The organism is Klebsiella sp. GB_Kp056, assembly GCF_040064755.1.
GTDB lineage: Bacteria > Pseudomonadota > Gammaproteobacteria > Enterobacterales > Enterobacteriaceae > Klebsiella > Klebsiella quasipneumoniae.
On sequence record NZ_JBEAJA010000038.1, the window covers coordinates 114,213 to 129,905 of the forward strand.

The 15,693-nt window shown below is 55.3% G+C and carries 15 protein-coding genes; 4 read left to right on the forward strand and 11 right to left on the reverse strand.

Annotation, left to right across the window (positions count from 1 at the left end; genetic code table 11):
• Positions 1 to 23 precede the first annotated feature (23 nt).
• Positions 24 to 926: a Fic family protein gene (locus tag ABLV52_RS05915; protein WP_162550800.1), complete on the forward strand. Its 903-nt coding sequence runs from the start codon at positions 24 to 26 to the stop codon at positions 924 to 926.
• A 34-nt stretch (positions 927 to 960) separates the two neighbouring features.
• On the opposite strand, the gene ABLV52_RS05920 is transcribed toward ABLV52_RS05915, so the two are convergent.
• From ABLV52_RS05920 to ABLV52_RS05965, 10 genes are all read right to left on the reverse strand, one after another.
• Positions 961 to 1,734, reverse strand: a complete 774-nt coding sequence (locus tag ABLV52_RS05920) for a DeoR/GlpR family DNA-binding transcription regulator (protein ID WP_008806611.1) — start codon at positions 1,732 to 1,734, stop codon at positions 961 to 963.
• Positions 1,735 to 1,844: 110 nt separating this feature from the next.
• Positions 1,845 to 2,888, reverse strand: a complete 1,044-nt coding sequence (gatD, locus tag ABLV52_RS05925) for a galactitol-1-phosphate 5-dehydrogenase (RefSeq protein ID WP_348890143.1) — start codon at positions 2,886 to 2,888, stop codon at positions 1,845 to 1,847.
• A gap of 49 nt (positions 2,889 to 2,937) precedes the next feature.
• On the reverse strand, positions 2,938 to 4,320 hold the full coding sequence (locus ABLV52_RS05930) for a PTS galactitol transporter subunit IIC (protein ID WP_008806609.1): 1,383 nt from the start codon (positions 4,318 to 4,320) through the stop codon (positions 2,938 to 2,940).
• A 5-nt stretch (positions 4,321 to 4,325) separates the two neighbouring features.
• A complete protein-coding gene (gene gatB / locus ABLV52_RS05935; protein WP_002918119.1) occupies positions 4,326 to 4,610 on the reverse strand; it encodes a PTS galactitol transporter subunit IIB in 285 nt (94 codons plus the stop codon).
• Between the two features lie 26 nt (positions 4,611 to 4,636).
• The gene (gene gatA / locus ABLV52_RS05940; protein ID WP_008806608.1) at positions 4,637 to 5,104 is read right to left on the reverse strand and encodes a PTS galactitol transporter subunit IIA; all 468 of its coding nucleotides are present in this window, start codon (positions 5,102 to 5,104) and stop codon (positions 4,637 to 4,639) included.
• 14 nt (positions 5,105 to 5,118) lie between these two features.
• Positions 5,119 to 6,390: a tagatose-bisphosphate aldolase subunit GatZ gene (gene gatZ, locus ABLV52_RS05945; protein WP_348890145.1), complete on the reverse strand. Its 1,272-nt coding sequence runs from the start codon at positions 6,388 to 6,390 to the stop codon at positions 5,119 to 5,121.
• A 176-nt stretch (positions 6,391 to 6,566) separates the two neighbouring features.
• Complete coding sequence (locus ABLV52_RS05950; protein WP_032456650.1) at positions 6,567 to 7,382, reverse strand: HPr family phosphocarrier protein; 816 nt, start codon at positions 7,380 to 7,382, stop codon at positions 6,567 to 6,569.
• A gap of 10 nt (positions 7,383 to 7,392) precedes the next feature.
• Positions 7,393 to 8,805, reverse strand: coding sequence for a PTS fructose transporter subunit IIBC (locus tag ABLV52_RS05955; RefSeq protein ID WP_004206144.1), 1,413 nt, complete (start codon positions 8,803 to 8,805; stop codon positions 7,393 to 7,395).
• Between the two features lie 10 nt (positions 8,806 to 8,815).
• Complete coding sequence (gene pfkB / locus ABLV52_RS05960) at positions 8,816 to 9,730, reverse strand: 1-phosphofructokinase (protein ID WP_348890147.1); 915 nt, start codon at positions 9,728 to 9,730, stop codon at positions 8,816 to 8,818.
• Positions 9,731 to 9,754: 24 nt separating this feature from the next.
• Entirely contained in the window at positions 9,755 to 10,609 is an 855-nt protein-coding gene (locus tag ABLV52_RS05965; protein WP_004206142.1) for a tagatose bisphosphate family class II aldolase, read from the reverse strand.
• 350 nt (positions 10,610 to 10,959) lie between these two features.
• On the opposite strand from ABLV52_RS05965, the gene ABLV52_RS05970 reads away from it, so the two are divergent.
• Both ABLV52_RS05970 and ABLV52_RS05975 read left to right on the forward strand, forming a co-directional pair.
• Positions 10,960 to 11,763, forward strand: a complete 804-nt coding sequence (locus ABLV52_RS05970; protein WP_072140524.1) for a DeoR/GlpR family DNA-binding transcription regulator — start codon at positions 10,960 to 10,962, stop codon at positions 11,761 to 11,763.
• Entirely contained in the window at positions 11,763 to 12,713 is a 951-nt protein-coding gene (locus tag ABLV52_RS05975) for a sugar kinase (RefSeq protein ID WP_004206140.1), read from the forward strand. Before ABLV52_RS05970 ends, ABLV52_RS05975 begins: the two co-directional genes overlap by 1 nt.
• A 54-nt stretch (positions 12,714 to 12,767) precedes the next feature.
• Here the strand turns inward: ABLV52_RS05975 and garD are convergent, their stop codons facing one another.
• Positions 12,768 to 14,339: a galactarate dehydratase gene (gene garD, locus ABLV52_RS05980; RefSeq protein WP_348890150.1), complete on the reverse strand. Its 1,572-nt coding sequence runs from the start codon at positions 14,337 to 14,339 to the stop codon at positions 12,768 to 12,770.
• A 564-nt stretch (positions 14,340 to 14,903) separates the two neighbouring features.
• On the opposite strand from garD, the gene garL reads away from it, so the two are divergent.
• Positions 14,904 to 15,674, forward strand: a complete 771-nt coding sequence (garL, locus tag ABLV52_RS05985) for a 2-dehydro-3-deoxyglucarate aldolase (protein WP_044524826.1) — start codon at positions 14,904 to 14,906, stop codon at positions 15,672 to 15,674.
• The last annotated feature ends 19 nt before the right edge of the window (positions 15,675 to 15,693 follow it).

The following is a 15,693-nucleotide window of genomic DNA, read 5'->3' on the forward strand; positions in this document are numbered from 1 at the left end:
CGAAACGTGGACAAACATCGCCGTTGCTGCGTAAAGAAAACCGCATTCGTACTATTCAGGCGTCACTCGCGATTGAACATAATAGCCTGAGCATGGAACAGGTAACGGCGCTGCTGGAAGGCAAACGGGTTCTCGCGCCGGCTAAGGATATTCAGGAAGTGAGAAATGCCATTCGTGCTTATGAATTAATGCCCGGATGGCATGCGGCAAATATTAGGGATCTTCTGACGGCGCATAAAACGCTGATGACAGGGCTGGTTGATCGTCCTGGCGCTTTACGTGGCGGAAACGTCGGCATTTATCGCGGTACGCAGGTGGTACATATGGCTCCACCTGCTGCTCAAGTCCCAAGATTGATCGCTGATTTACTCAGCTGGCTGGAACACACCGAGCTTCATCCTTTGATTGCCAGTTCAGTTTTCCACTATGAGTTTGAGTTCATTCACCCTTTCGCTGATGGCAATGGTCGGATGGGGCGTTTATGGCAGACGTTGATTCTAAGCCAGTGGCGTCAGGAATTGGCCTGGCTGCCCGTTGAAACGCTGATCCACCATCAGCAAGAACGTTATTACGACATTTTAGGTGTTTGTGACAAAACCAGTGATTGCACGCTATTCGTGACCTGGATGTTGCAAAATATCCTGGCGGCGCTGAAAGAAGGTCTGGAGACTTCATTCGTCGTGTCGGAAGAAATGTCGGAAGAAATGTCGGAAGAAATGTCGGAAGAAATCGACGTTAAAGTAGTTCCACCGGAAAACGCAATTTTGCGTTTGCTAACCGGAAACCCGGAATTGACGGCGAGAGCGCTGGCGGAGATCTTGGGGATATCAGCACGTACGGTTGAGCGCCATCTGCAAGGGCTACAGGCGAAAGGGAGATTGATTCGCATAGGCGCTAAAAAAGGTGGAAGCTGGCTGGTTAAGTAGAACCAGCCGCCATGGTGTTCCACTCAGCGTGCAATCACACTATCTTCAGTTCCACCTTCTTGCTGCTTAACGCTGCGCGGTCATTTTCACTGATACCGTCATCGGTGATTACGCAGTCTATCTTTTCCATCGGCAGTACCTGGTTAAAGCCCCGGCGATTAAATTTACTGGCGTCGAGCACGGCGATAACCTGATGTGCGGCGGCGGCCATCACGCTGCTGATGGAGTAGCCTTCATTAAAGGTGGTGATGCCGTTGGTGGCGTCGATACCGTCGGCGCCGACAAACATCAAATCGGCGCAGATTCCCTGCAGAGAACGTTCGGCAATCGTCCCGTGCATGGAGTGCGTTTTATGCCGCACGGTGCCGCCGCAAACCACCAGGGTGATATCTTTATTTTCCGCCAGGGTAAACGCGGCGGGCAGGCTGTTGGTGATAACGGTGATATTGGTCATCCGCACCAGTGCCTCGGCAATCAGCAGGGTGGTGCTGCCGCTATCGAGGATCACCGTCATACCTTCACGGATCATGGCTACCGCGGCCTGGGCGATGCGCTTTTTGGGATCGCTGGCAAGCTGATAGCGGTCTTCCAGCACCACTTCCTGATTCTCTGCGTCGGTCAGGTCGCTGCCCGCGCGGGCGGCGCCGCCGTGAAAGCGGGTTAACAGCCCTTTTTCTTCCAGTAAGCGAAGATCGGCACGGATCGTTACCTCAGAGATGCCAAAGAGATTCGAAAGGTCTAGAACCAATACGCTGCCCTGCGTATTCACCATATCGACAATTTTGTTCCTTCGTTCAAATGAGTTCATCTTGATTTGCCTGATAATTAACTCATCTCAGTGTAATCGAAGGATAACGAAAGTTGAACGATAATTTTCGAAAGGTTACATGAGCCAGCCCTCAGGGCTGGCTCATGCAGTCAGGAGAGTTTGAGCAGGATTTTACCCTGCATCGGTGCGCCGTTTAGCGCCTGAACTTCACGCGCAAAGCTCTCCGCGTCACCGCGGTGGGCTATTAGCGGTGCCAGCTGCAGGCGTTTTTCTGTCAGCAGGCGGGTGGCCGTTTGCCACTCTTCTCCTGGCCACGGACCAGAGTAATTCATCCAGCTACCGACAATATTCAACTCTTTACGCAGGATCTGCCCGAAGGTGGCGGCCGGGAGGGTTAAATCGTTATGAAGCGTGCCGACCAGCGCCAACTGCGCCCGCGGACCGGCGGCCTCAATCGCCAGCGTGACGGTCTGCGGCGTGCCGGCGGTCTCAAGGACTAACTGGTCGAACTGAATGGCTTCCAGCGCCTGCTGAATCGCCTGGCCGCTCATTTCGCGGCTGTTGAACACTCGGGTCGCGCCAAGGGCTTTGGCCAGCTCCAGTTTCTGCGGATTGATATCGATCGCCGTGACGCTGTTGGCGCCCAGTTCGCGGGCGCACTGTAATGCCAGCAGGCCAATGGTGCCCACACCGATAATAATCACGTTTTTACCTTCGCAACCCTGCGCCAGGTGGAAGGCGTGGAGGCCAACGGTTATCGGCTCGATAAACGCGCCGTCATCAATCGGCATCTGATCCGGCAGGCGGAACAGGTTGGCGCGCTTCACCACCACATATTCGGCGTTGCCACCTTCGCTGCGTGAGCCGACAAACTGATATTGTTTACATAAAGAGAAATACTCGCGCTGGCACTGCGGACACTGAAAGCAGGGCAGCAGTGGCACGCAGGCGACGGCATCGCCGGGCTGCAGATCAGTTACCGCCGCGCCGTAGGATTCCACATAGCCGCTGAATTCGTGCCCCAGCGTAATAGGGTAGTAATGCGCGCCTTTGGCGAAAATGCGCGGGATGTCGGAGCCGCATAATCCGGAACTGACCACTTTGACCAGGACATCGTGTTCCGTTTGCAGCGTAGGGATAGGGCGTTCTTCAACGCAGACGTTCCCCTCAGCATGGATTACCACTGATTTCATAACATTCTCCAGCTATAAGATTCAGGGGAGCGACCGCTCCCCTTTTAGATCAAGACATGCCTGTACTTTGTTGTGGGGCAGCGCTTTTTTCTGCTTTTTCCACCGCGATGAAGCGACGGGCACGACGCCAGGTCAGCAGAACGCCAGTCAGATAGATAATGCCGATGACCGCGAAGCCCACCACGTTCTGCCAGGTAAAGAGCTGGATCAGCAGCCAGGTAATCGGTGAACCGCCCTGGTCCATTGAGGCCACCATACCGCCGGCTTTCAGGGCCCCGGCGTTTGCCGCCAGCTGGGTGTGCAGGCCTATGGTCTGGGTGGCGATCCATAGGGTGATACCCATAATGATGACCCCGGAAATCAATGTGCGGAACAGGTTCCCTTGATGTACCGCGACTGCCATCGCCACGAAGAAGCCGATGGTGGCCAGGTCGCCAAACGGCAGGACCTGGTTGCCAGGAACCACGACGGCGATAAGAATGGTCAGCGGGATGAAGATCAGGCTGGCGGAGACCACCGAGGTATGACCGAGCAGCAGCGCCGGGTCGAGACCAATCAGAAATTCCTGGCCGCCGAATTTGGCCTGCAGACGTTTACGCGCCTGTTTGGCTATCGGTGTGAGGCCATCCATAATCGGTTTGATCACCCGTGGCATCAGCAGCATCACCGCTGCGGTTTTCACCGCAAGCTGGAGAATGCTCTTCAGGTCGTAACCCGCCAGCGCGCCAATCACAAGGCCCATGACGAAGCCAACGGTAACCGGTTCACCGAAGGGACCGAAGCGTTTCTGGATATCATCGGCGCTAAAGTGAATACGGTTAAGACCGGGGATCTTGTCGATGATGGTATCGACAAGCACGGCAACCGGCCCTAAATACGCCGAACTGCCGTGCGGGATCGCAATACCCTCGAGGCCAAAGAAATCGCGGGTATCTTTGGCAAACCAGTCGCCCAGCTTATACACAAAGGCGGCATGCACTACCACGCCGAGAATACCTATCCAGTACGATCCGGTAGCGATATGCAGCATCGCGCCGGTAAAGGTCATATGCCAGATGTTCCAGATATCGACATTCACTACGCGGGTCATACGGGTAACCAGCATCACGATATTAACCACGATGGCCACCGGGATCGCCACCAGGGCGATTTGCGACGCCCAGGTCATCGGTGATGAACCCGGCCAACCGATATCGATCACGTGAAGATTAATCTGGAAATGCTCCGCCATCGCCTTTGCCGCCGGGCCGATGGAGTCGAGCATCAGGCCAATGACCAGGCCGATACCGACGAAACCGATCCCGATATGCAGACCAGATTTGAAACAATCCCCGAGCTTCATCCCCAGTAACTTGGAGAAAATAATGATCACGATCGGCAGCATCACCGTCGGACCGAGATCGAGGATATAACGCATGATTTCGCTAAACATGGCGTTTACTCCGCGAGGATGCCGAGGATTTTCTGTTGTAAGGCTTCAATGCCGACGCCCGAAACGAATGGCATGCCGTGTACCACCGGAATGTCGCCAAAGGTCCGCTCCACGCGCGCGGTGGTGCAGATCAGGTCCGCCCCGTCCATGTAGGTTTCGATTTCATTGACCCGGCACTGCACCAAATCCAGTTCAATATTGTGGTCTGCACACAGCTCTTTAATCTCTTCAGCCGCCATCGTGGAGGTGGCGACGGCACCGCCACAGGCGACGATAACTTTACGTTTCATAGGGTACCCCTTTTATTATCAGTATCTTATGAAGCCACGGCGTTAAGCTCAGGCTCAAGGATAAATTGCTGGAACCGCACCGGCAGCTGATCGTCGGAAGCGGCGAGCAGTGCCTCCAGCGTGTGCGGATTTTGTAGCTCACTAAATAACCGGCGCAGTAGCTTCAGCTGTGCCGCCGGGTTTTCAACAATCAGCGCGATGATGAGCGAAACGTCGATTTCGCCGTCGTCATCAGCGCGCTGAAAAGGAACCGGCGCATCCGGACGAATCAGGTAAATGGCCGGCGATTTGGCGTGGACGGCTTCACAGTGCGGGATAGCGACAGCATGCTGCTCCAGGGCGATGCCGGTGGGAAAAGTCGCTTCGCGTTCGAGCAGGGCGGCGGGATAGCTGTCGTGTACGACGCCTCGCGCCAGCATCTCTGCGCCAATGTGTTCCAGCGCCTGCTGGCTGGAACTGAAATGAATGCCGGTACGAACAAACAGTTGACTCATATATCCTCTTAACTTCAGGCGATTTCAGAAGAACAGCCGTAGCGGTAGGCACGCAGAACATCCTGGATTTTGTCGAGGATCAGCGCGTGCGGCTCGGCGTTCAGTGCATTCAGCGACAGTCGTTCAAACTGCACCGGCATATACTGGCTGATAAGCCCCAGCGGCAGCTTAGCGTCGGTCAGATTAGCGATAAGTTTCTCAACGCTCTGGCGAATACGCGGATGCGGCCAGTAATAACGGATACGGTCGGAAAGACTGAAGTGGATATCGACCATCGCCTGGCTCCAGGTGGGGCGATAGTATTTTTTCCAGTAGCCGGGTTCGTTAAGCATCACTTCGTCGATCACCTCCATCACGCGACTGCGAGACTCCGGGGCGATCAGCTCATTTTCCATTTGGGCGAGGGCAAAGATGGCTTCACGCAGGGCAAAGGTGAGCGCCGGGCCGACTTTCAGGATGGCGAAGTGGTCGCGAACCAGCGCGCGATAAGCCTGGCGGGTTTGGTAGTCGGTGGAGTGCGCTTCGTAGACCATCGGGGTGCTTTCGATCCAGGCGGAAAGCGCTTTCGCTTCCTGCGGCTGGTAATGAATGATTTGCGTATGGTCAAACTCCACGCCTGGCTGCACGACGATGGCGATCACGCGTTCCAGCGCGGCGTCGAGGCCCAGCTTGCGGAAGGCGGCTTCATGGGTTTCGAGCGTCGCGGCGGCATCCTGCGCCCGGGTGACATGTACGCTGCCGATGGTGCTGGCCTCACCGCCGGGAACCGGAACTTCGGTCCCGATGACGTAGGTCAGGTGGCGCTTTTGCTCAGCGCTGGCGGTCTCTTCGGCAGCCTGACACAGGCGGGCGGCGCGCTCAGCAACCACACCAGGATCCAACGGCACCGGATCGTCAGCACAGGACATTGACGCATCAAGATGGATTTTGCTAAAGCCGGCGGCGACGTAGGCCTTGATCAGGTCGATTGATTTTTCCATCGCCACGGCTGCTGGTTCATCTTGCCAGCAGTTCGGCCCGAGATGATCGCCGCCAAGAATAATGCGCTCAGCCGGGAAACCGACGGTACGCGCGATGTTGTAGACGAAGTCGCGGAAATCGGCCGGCTGCATGCCGGTGTAGCCACCAAACTGATTTACCTGGTTGGACGTCGCTTCGATCAGCACCTTGTTGTTGGTCGGCAGATCGAAACGTAACGCCGCTTCGATAACCAGCGGATGCGCTGAACACACTGAACAGATGCCGATATGTTCGCCGGACTTGTGGCGAGAGATAATTTCTTTCATTTACAACCTCCGTTTTCTTTCGAATATATTCGTTATGTTTTGTTTTGGTCGCAAATGGCTTTGTTTTGAATTGTGATCTGTATCGATAAATAGTGATGTAACGCAGTGAAAGGTGTCGTCTTTCGAGACAAAAACGCCCTGACCAGGAAGGCAGGGCGTTTTTAATTGATTGAAAATTAACTAAATAGTCGGGAGAGCCAGCTGCGTTTCGTTTTGACGGTTTCCTGAGAGACCTGCTGCGGCTGGGCGGCAATTTCGCCGAGACCGGCGTTAAAAGCGTCGCCAATGGCTTTTAACGCCTGCTGCGCATCGTTGCCGCTGGCCATAAAGTGCAGACGATGACCCTGTTTGGCACCCAGCGATACGACGCGCATCAGATTTTTGGCATCAACAATCGCGGAGCGCGTATCCAGGTTTTCGACCTGGATTTGCGATCGCCACTGCTTGACGGCTTTCACCAGCACCGCGCTGGGGCGGGCATGAAGACCGTGCGGATTGCGCAGGGTAAAGGTGGCCTCTTCGTCAAAATGCGGCGCGGGTTGCGGTTCTTCGCCTGCCGGCAGAGGGATATCGCCAGCGAGAATTTCCAGCACCGCCTGAGGGGTATCGGCGCGCGTCAGCGCCTCAGGCACCCGATCGTCGCCCAGGGCATGGGTGAGCTGGCGCAAAATATCGAGATGCTCATTGTCCTGAGCCGCAATACCGACAATCAGATAGGCGGTTTGCTCCTCACCCCAGTCAATCCCCTGCGGACAAGCCAGCACCTTAACGCCCGTTTTGAGCACTGCGTCGCGACTGTGCGGCGTACCGTGGGGAATGGCGATGCCGTTGCCCAGATAGGTGCTGATTTGCTCCTCGCGCTCGCGCATGCCTTGCAGATAGGCTGCTTGCGTATGTCCGGCCTGAGTCAGGGCTGCAACGACACGCTGTAGCGCCTCGTCTTTCGTTTTGACCTGACGATCGAAACAAATATCGGCAGAAGTCAGTTGCATAGCGTGCTCCTTATTTCATGGCGCCAGCAAGAGCTGTCGCTTTGTCAGTGCGTTTTTGCCACAGCCGCCAGCATCCCAGCATAAGTGCGCCGCAGGCGGAACCGGCGAGAATGCACAGCACCCACATCAACGGTTTGCTGACCAGCGGCAGGATTAAGAAGCCGCCGTGCGGTGCCGGAACCTGAATATGCAAGCTGTAGCTGAGTACCGCAGAAATTGAGGAGGCGATCATCATCATCGGGATCACCCGCAGTGGATCCTTGGCGGCGAAGGGAATTGCACCTTCGGTAATGTGCGTGCAGCCGAGGATATAGTTGACCATCCCGGCGGCGCGTTCTTCCTCGCTAAAGCCTTTCGGAAAGAACGTGGTCGCCAGGGCGATGACCAGCGGCGGCGTAATGCAGGCGGCAGACACACCGGCCATAAAGAAATAGTTACCTTGCCCCAGCAGCAGCGTACCGGTGACATAGGCCGCTTTGTTGACCGGCCCGCCGAAATCGAAGGAACACATTGCGCCGACCACGATCCCCAGCAGGATGGGGTTGGCTTCCTGCAGAGAACTGAGCCAGTTCATCATGCCATTGTTGATCGCTGCCACCGGCTGGCCGAGCAGGACCATCATCACGCCAATCACCAGGACGCCGATCAGCGGCATAATGAAGATCGACTTCAGCCCTTCGTACTGCCGCGGCAGACCGTCGAGCAGATGACGGATCAGCAGCATAAAATACCCAGCTGCAAAACCGGCGATGATCCCACCGAGGAACCCGGCGCCGGTGGCGTTCGCCAGCAGGCCGCCGACAAAACCGGCAACCATACCCGGGCGGCCAGATATCGACCAGGCAATGTAGGCGGTAAACACCGGCACCATGATCGAGAACGCCTGCTGACCGACTTTCATCAGGGTGGCGGCAATCACGTTATACTGCGGTGAATTCGGATCGGCGGAGTAGATGCCCCACAGGAAAGAAACGGCGATTAAGATCCCGCCGGCGACAACGAACGGCAGCATGTTGGAAACGCCGCTCATCAGATGTTTGTAAATCTGTCGGCCGAAGGATTCTCGCTCATATTTCTCGGCGGGATCCGTCGTCGCGGAGAGTCCCTGGCGACGCTGCGCCTGACCGTTAACGACTTTATTAATTAATTCCGCCGGATGGTGAATGGCTTCTTTAACCGGCACCTCGATAACGGGTAAGCCATTAAAACGTTCGGCATTAACATCTTTATCGGCAGCGATAATTACGCCATAAATATCCTTTAGGTCTTCCGGCGTAATGGCATTTTCTACGCCGGAAGCGCCATTGGTTTCGACTTTTATTTCAACGTTTAATTTTTTCGCTGCGGTTTTTAAGGCCTCTTCAGCCATAAATGTATGAGCAATACCTGTAGGGCAGCCGGTAACGGCAATAATTTTTTTCATAATCGGACCTTTATAATTGGACGATCTGAAGTTGTTGTAATAATTCTTGCGTACGGTTTAATTTGCCAAGCCCGGCGGAGGCGGCAACATCGGCGCCGGTGGCGCTGGCCAGCGCCAGCGCCTGGGGAATATCGTCTGTGTTAAGCCATTGGCTGAGGAACGCGCCCAGCGCGGCATCGCCAGCGCAGGCCGAGCTGACCAGCTCGATTTTCGGGGCCGAGCAGAACCACAGCTGCTCGCCATTCGAAAAGTAGAGTCCTTGCGCGCCAAGGGTCAGCAGCACGTTACGGGCCCCGAGCTGGTGGAGCGTTTGCATTGCTTCGCGTACCCGCCGTGGGTTGCTGACATCCAGACCAAAGATCTCTTTCAGCTCGTCGTCATTGGGCTTAATCAATAGCGGACGCCACTCTAACAGCTGGCGCAGCACCGGGTGGCTGATATCTAAGATGACTTCACACCCTTTTTGCTGACACAGCACTAGAATCTCGCTATAAAACCGGCTCTCTATTCCCGGTGGCAGACTGCCGCTGATAACTAAATAATCACCAGGCGCGACGCACTGTAAATGATAAAGAATTTGTTCTTTTCCTTCATCGTCAATCCGCGCGCCGGGATTTACCAGTTTGTATTCATCGCTGCCGTCGTTAATAAAGATATTAATACGGGTGGGTTCAGCGACCCATGCCGGCGTGACGTTAATATGCTGTTTGCGTAGTTCCTCAACGATATAGCGGCCGGTAAAACCGCCGAATATGCCCATAACATGGGTTGGCTGCTGGTAATGATGTAATACCAGCGAGACGTTAACCCCTTTACCATTCGGGCAATATTCCGTCTGCCGGGTGCGGTTGACTGCCGCCGGCTGGAGCGGATCGCAAAAGATATTCATATCAATCGCGGTATTCAGTGTCAGGGTGTGGATCACGACAAGGCTCCTTCGATTCGCTGATTACAGTTGTCCTTCGCAGCCACAAACGTGAATCACTTTGCGAACGACCTCTTTCATTGCCGCTTTCGCCGGTTTCATATAGTGGCGAGGATCGTTGGCGCCCGGATTTTCCAGGAAGTAGGCTTTCAGTGCATCCGAGAAAGCAATTTTTAGTTCGGTGGCGACGTTGACTTTGCAGACGCCCAGAGAAATGGCGCGGCGAATATCACTATCCGGCAGGCCGGAAGCGCCATGCAGGACCAGCGGAACGTCAACGCGGTCGCGAATAGCCGCCAGGCGCTCAAAATCAAGCTTCGGTTCGGCGGTGTAAAGGCCATGCGCGGTACCGATGGCAACGGCCAGCGAATCAATACCGGTACGAGCGACAAATTCGCGGGCCTGTTCGGGGTTGGTATAGAGCGCATCTTTTGCATCGACCACCAGATCGTCTTCTACCCCGCCCAGACGGCCCAGCTCGGCTTCTACGCTGGCATCATAGCGGTGGCTCAACTCCACTACGCTTTTTACCAGCGCCACGTTCTCTTCGAACGGCGAGTGAGAGCCATCGATCATGACCGAGCGGATCCCTGCCTGGACTTTGCGTGTGATATCAGCCAGATCCTCATGATGATCGAGGTGCAGAGCGAGCGGGAGATCCCACTTTTTCGCCAGATCGCGGGCGATCGCCACCACGTTGCCGGTGCCGGCATAGCTATAGGTACCGGGCGTGCCGGCAAGGATCAGGGGGGAGTGTAGCTCAGCTGCCGTTTCAACGACGACCTGCATAGTTTCGAGGTTATGGATATTGAAAGCCGGCACGGCATAACCCTGTCGTTGAGCTTTCAACAGCATGTTTTTACTGGAAATGATGTACATTTTAGTCCTCTATTTTCAAGTTGTAAGTTATTTGTCTCTAATAACCTTCAATTTGAAAGTAATGTACCGATCGTCTCGGCTTTTAGGTGTGATCAACCGCACACAATGATGAATTGATTTTTAAAATGAAAGTTAATAATATTTTTAATGTTTCTTTTTTAAAGTTTTCGCCGGGAAGGTGTGTTTTTGTAACTATATGATTATTATTTATTATTTTATTTATAGCGGAGTGGGTATACAGCCGCGGTTTGACATTGCACCAGGGAAATTTAAAAATGAAAGTTATTCCAGGAGAAAATAATAAGGCATAAACCGTGGCAAAACCGTCAACCAGCCTGCTGAAAAGGCGCTTGGACATCGCAGAGATCGTTCGTAAGAACGGCGAGATCAAAGTCGACGATCTGGCCGAAATGCTGGCTGTTTCCGGGGTGACAATCCGTAACGATCTCAACTACCTCGAGCAGCAGGGCTACTTGAAACGCTCCTTCGGCGGGGCGATTTATACTGCCCAGGCTGGCGCGCCGGTTGCGGTGACCCGGGAAGCACCGGCCGTCAGGGATAAAGCGCTGGAGACGGAAATGGCTCGCCAGGTGGCGGCGCAGATAGAAGATGGCGAAACGCTGTTTTTAGGTCAGGGTTCTATTTTGCGCAAAGTGATCCCCTTTCTGGCCAACAGAGAAGAGCTTTGCCTGCTGTTAAACGATCTGGGCCATGTCGCGCTGGCGCAGGAGTTTTTAAATGGGGAAACCGTTCTGCTTGGCGGGGTGCTGTCAGGCCAGGGGCGGATTGTGGAGGGCGATCTGGCGCTGAAGGCGTTAGGCCATTACCGCCCTTCACGTGCCCTGATAGCGGTGGATCATATTGCCGAAGACGGCACGCTGAGCGTGCGTAACGAGGTCACAGCACATTTACTAAACGAGGCTGTCGCCCAGAGTAAACGAGTCATTGCGATTGTCGCGTCCCGACCGGTCTATGGCGAGAAACGTTATGCTGTGGGTGAATTGCAACAGATCAGCAGCGTCGTGACCCCGCAGGTGGTCGCGGCAGAGTACCATGCCTGCTTCCTCGCTGCGGGTTTGACCAACAGCTATACCAACAATGAATGCCTGACATGGCTCAACACGGCTTTGCATAAGACAAACCAGGAGCGGTGATGAACGTAACCATTTGCACCATCGGCGAGCTGCTGGTGGAGTTTCTCGCCAAGGAAGAGAATCAGGGTTTTTCCCGCCCCGGTGAATTTTGGGGGCCCTATCCGAGCGGGGCGCCGGCAATCTTTGCCGATCAGGTAGCTAAGCTGGGTTTTGGTTCCGTGCTGTTTAGCTGCGTGGGCAGCGACGCCTTTGGTGAGATGAACATTGCGCGGCTGGAGAAAGACGGCGTTAACGTCAACGGTATCGCCATGCTGCAGAAAGCGACCACCGGTAGCGCCTTCGTCAGCTATCGTAGTCAGGCACAGCGCGATTTTATTTTTAACATGCCCAATAGCGCCTGCGGTTTACTGACCGCCGACCACATTGATGAGGCGCTGCTCAATCGGTGTCAGCATTTTCACATTATGGGATCGTCGTTGTTCTCGTTCCGTATTATCGATGCGATGCGTAAAGCGATTGAAAATATAAAAGGCCGTAACGGGACGGTGTCGTTCGACCCCAATATTCGCAAAGAGATGCTTAACATCCCGGAGATGTCGCAGGCTTTTGAATATATCCTCGACTACACCGATATCTTCCTGCCGAGCGACGGCGAGCTGGATTACTTTGGCCTCAATCCGGAGCGCAATGAGCAGGTCCTGGTTGATAAGCTACTGAAACGCGGCGTGAAGCATGTAGTGATTAAACGCGGGCCGCGTGGCGCCAGCTACTTTAGCGCCAACGAGACACACCATGTCGCCGGCTTCAACGTGCCTGTGGTGGATCCGACAGGCGCCGGGGACTGCTTTGGCGCCACCTTTGTCAGCCTGTTCCTCAATGGCGCCACGCCGCAGGAGGCGCTGAGATGGGCAAATGCCAGCGGCTCGCTGGCGATTAGCCAGCGTGGACCGATGGAAGGTACCTCGACGCAGGCGCAGATCAGCGCTTTTCTTGCCGCACAGCACGCTTAATCAACAAGCCCGGATAAATCCGGGCTGAAGGGGAGTGGGCTGCCAGTGTCGCGATCAGGTTACCGGCGCCGGGTTGAATACCGCCAGTTGGTTATGCAGACCCCATTGATCGGAGAAGGTTTTCTTGCGTCCGCTGGCGACGTCGAGAATAAATTCGAACAGCTTCAGCCCCACCTCCTCAATCGTCTCTTCGCCGGTGGCGATGGTGCCCGCGTTAATGTCCATTAAGTCATACCAGCGGTTAGCCAGCTCGGTGCGAGTCGCCATTTTTATCACCGGTACCGCCATTAGTCCGTAAGGCGTGCCGCGGCCGGTGGTGAACACCTGCACCGTGATGCCAGAGGCCACCTGCTGGGTGCCGCAGACAAAATCGCTGGCGGGGGTGGCAGCGTAAATCAGGCCGCGTTTGGTCGGGCGCTGCCCAGGGGAAAGCACCTCAACGATGGCGCTTTTGCCTGATTTGGCAATCGACCCCAGCGCTTTTTCCACCACGTTGGCCAGGCCGCCTTTCTTGTTGCCGGGGGAGGGGTTGGCGCTGCGGTCGGTTTTGCCCATGTCGAGATAGTTATCGTACCAGGCCATCTCTTCCAGCAGGCGTTGACCCACCTCTTCGTTGATTGCCCGCGGGGTCAGCAGATGGATAGCGTCGCGGACTTCGGTCACCTCTGAGAACATCACCGTCGCGCCGCAGCGCACCAGCAGATCGGAGGCGTAACCCACCGCCGGGTTGGCGGTCACGCCGGAGAAAGCGTCGCTGCCGCCGCACTGCATACCCACCACCAGCTCAGAGGCCGGGCAGGTTTCCCGCTGACGCTGGTTGAGTTTCGCCAGATGGCGCTCGGCGACCTGCAGAATGTCATCGACCATTGATTTAAAGCCCACGTGCTTTTCATCCTGCAGGCTGACGATGCTGGCGCTGTCCACCGGGATGCTTTTGACATCTTCGGTCCCCTGCAGCAGGCGTTCGGGCTGCAGCTTTTCACAGCCAAGGCCAATGACCATCACCTCGCCGCCGAAGTTCGGGTTAAGGGCGATATTGTGGATGGTGCGAATCGGCACCACCGCCGCTGGCGCATTAATCGCTACGCCGCAGCCATAGAGGTGATTCAGACCCACCACGCCGTCGACGTTGGGATAGTTCGGCAGCAGGTCGTGTTCAATGAGTTTCACCACGTAATCGACCACGCCCGCAACGCAGTGCACGCTGGTGGTGATACCCAGCAGATTTTTGGTGCCCACGCTGCCGTCGGCATTGCGGTAGCCCTCGAAGGTGTAGCCTTCCAGCGGCGGTAGCGGGGCGGGCACTTTGGTGGCCAGCGGCAGGGTGTTCAACGGCGGGGCGGTAGGCAACTCCACTAACGACTCGTCAATCCAGCTTCCCTGAGGGATGTCGCGTACCGCGAAGCCAATCACTTCTCCGTAACGGATAATTTCACCGCGGGCAGGGATATCCGCCAGGGCGACTTTATGCCCCTGTGGGATGTGCTCGATGAGCGTCAGGCCGTCCGGGAAACGCGTTCCGGCGGTCAATCCCCGATCGTTGACAATAATCGCCACATTATCTGTTGGGTCAACTTTTATATAAAACGCGGTCGGCGATGGTTGTCGAATTGAAATATCGGCCATTGTCCAGTTATCTCCAAACAGGTGCTAAAAATATAATTAAATGGTCATTCTGGCGCGGTAGAGCAGAATAATGAAATAAAGAATGTCAGGTGTGTCGGCATGAAGATGTGATCTGAATCACTCCTTGTCACCATGGATGCGTGCGGTGGGCGGGCAATCGTAAGAAGTGTGGATTAGCGCCCATGGCTTAAGGCTATCGCCCAATTTAAGCTTTAAAAAATGTGTTTATATTGTGTTTATGCATAGTGTCTGGCGAGTTGGCGCTGACTATACTGAGTCGTGTTTTTGTGACGTCCGATATCTGCATGGTTGGCCTTTGAATCGCGGGTTAATAATTTAGCCGTGACCTAATGAATAATAAAAAATGGTTAATTTGCGATGGGCTTACATTTTCCGGACTCAAGGTCAGGGAATAAAAAAGGACACCCATTCGCCGGTTTACTCTGCGGATAATATTTGGGGTCAGGCGATACGCTTTTCCAGCCTGATGGGGCTCTCTCGCCGGGCTGGTGATATAACGAATGAATTGCAGAAGTTAGCAACGGTTAACGCAAGGTAAAAATCATGGATAACGCAATTTTCCCGAACAAATTTAAGGCCGCGCTGGCGGCTCATCAGGTGCAGATTGGCTGCTGGTGCGCGCTGGCCAATCCGATTAGCACCGAGGTGTTGGGTCTGGCGGGTTTCGACTGGCTGGTACTGGACGCGGAACACGCGCCGAACGACGTCACCACGCTTATCCCGCAGCTTATGGCGCTGAAAGGCAGTTCCAGCGCTCAGGTGGTTCGCGTGCCGACCAACGAGCCCATCATTATTAAGCGCATGCTGGATATCGGCTTCTATAACTTCCTGGTGCCGTTTGTCGAGACGGCTGAACAGGCGGCGCAGGCGGTGGCTTCTACCCGCTATCCGCCGGAAGGGATCCGTGGGGTTTCCGTTTCCCATCGCGGCAATATGTTCGGCACCGTGCCGGACTACTTCGCCCAGTCCAATAAGAACATTTCCGTTCTGGTACAGATTGAGAGCCAGATCGGGGTGGACAACGTCGAGGCGATTGCCGCGATCGAAGGTGTCGACGGCCTGTTCGTCGGCCCGAGCGACCTGGCCGCCGCGCTAGGTCATCTGGGCAATGCCGCCCATCCTGAGGTGCAGCGCGCCATCCAGCATATCTTCGCCAGCGCGAAGAAGCACGGTAAGCCAAGCGGCATTCTGGCGCCGGTGGAGGCCGATGCGCGGCGCTACCTGGAGTGGGGCGCCTCTTTTGTCGCCGTCGGCAGCGATCTGGGCGTCTTCCGTTCCGCAACCCAGAAACTTGCTGATGCCTTTAAAAAATAGTCACCAGGATGAAGAGAGA

What these genes read in the sequence shown, in the direction of transcription:
- ABLV52_RS05920 (WP_008806611.1), bottom strand. Translation starts at nt 1,734, where the DNA reads ATGAACTCATTTGAACGAAGGAACAAAATTGTCGATATGGTGAATACG.
- gatD (WP_348890143.1), bottom strand. Translation starts at nt 2,888, where the DNA reads ATGAAATCAGTGGTAATCCATGCTGAGGGGAACGTCTGCGTTGAAGAA.
- ABLV52_RS05930 (WP_008806609.1), bottom strand. Translation starts at nt 4,320, where the DNA reads ATGTTTAGCGAAATCATGCGTTATATCCTCGATCTCGGTCCGACGGTG.
- gatB (WP_002918119.1), bottom strand. Translation starts at nt 4,610, where the DNA reads ATGAAACGTAAAGTTATCGTCGCCTGTGGCGGTGCCGTCGCCACCTCC.
- gatA (WP_008806608.1), bottom strand. Translation starts at nt 5,104, where the DNA reads ATGAGTCAACTGTTTGTTCGTACCGGCATTCATTTCAGTTCCAGCCAG.
- gatZ (WP_348890145.1), bottom strand. Translation starts at nt 6,390, where the DNA reads ATGAAAGAAATTATCTCTCGCCACAAGTCCGGCGAACATATCGGCATC.
- ABLV52_RS05950 (WP_032456650.1), bottom strand. Translation starts at nt 7,382, where the DNA reads ATGCAACTGACTTCTGCCGATATTTGTTTCGATCGTCAGGTCAAAACG.
- ABLV52_RS05955 (WP_004206144.1), bottom strand. Translation starts at nt 8,805, where the DNA reads ATGAAAAAAATTATTGCCGTTACCGGCTGCCCTACAGGTATTGCTCAT.
- ABLV52_RS05965 (WP_004206142.1), bottom strand. Translation starts at nt 10,609, where the DNA reads ATGTACATCATTTCCAGTAAAAACATGCTGTTGAAAGCTCAACGACAG.
- ABLV52_RS05975 (WP_004206140.1), top strand. Translation starts at nt 11,763, where the DNA reads ATGAACGTAACCATTTGCACCATCGGCGAGCTGCTGGTGGAGTTTCTC.
- garD (WP_348890150.1), bottom strand. Translation starts at nt 14,339, where the DNA reads ATGGCCGATATTTCAATTCGACAACCATCGCCGACCGCGTTTTATATA.
- garL (WP_044524826.1), top strand. Translation starts at nt 14,904, where the DNA reads ATGGATAACGCAATTTTCCCGAACAAATTTAAGGCCGCGCTGGCGGCT.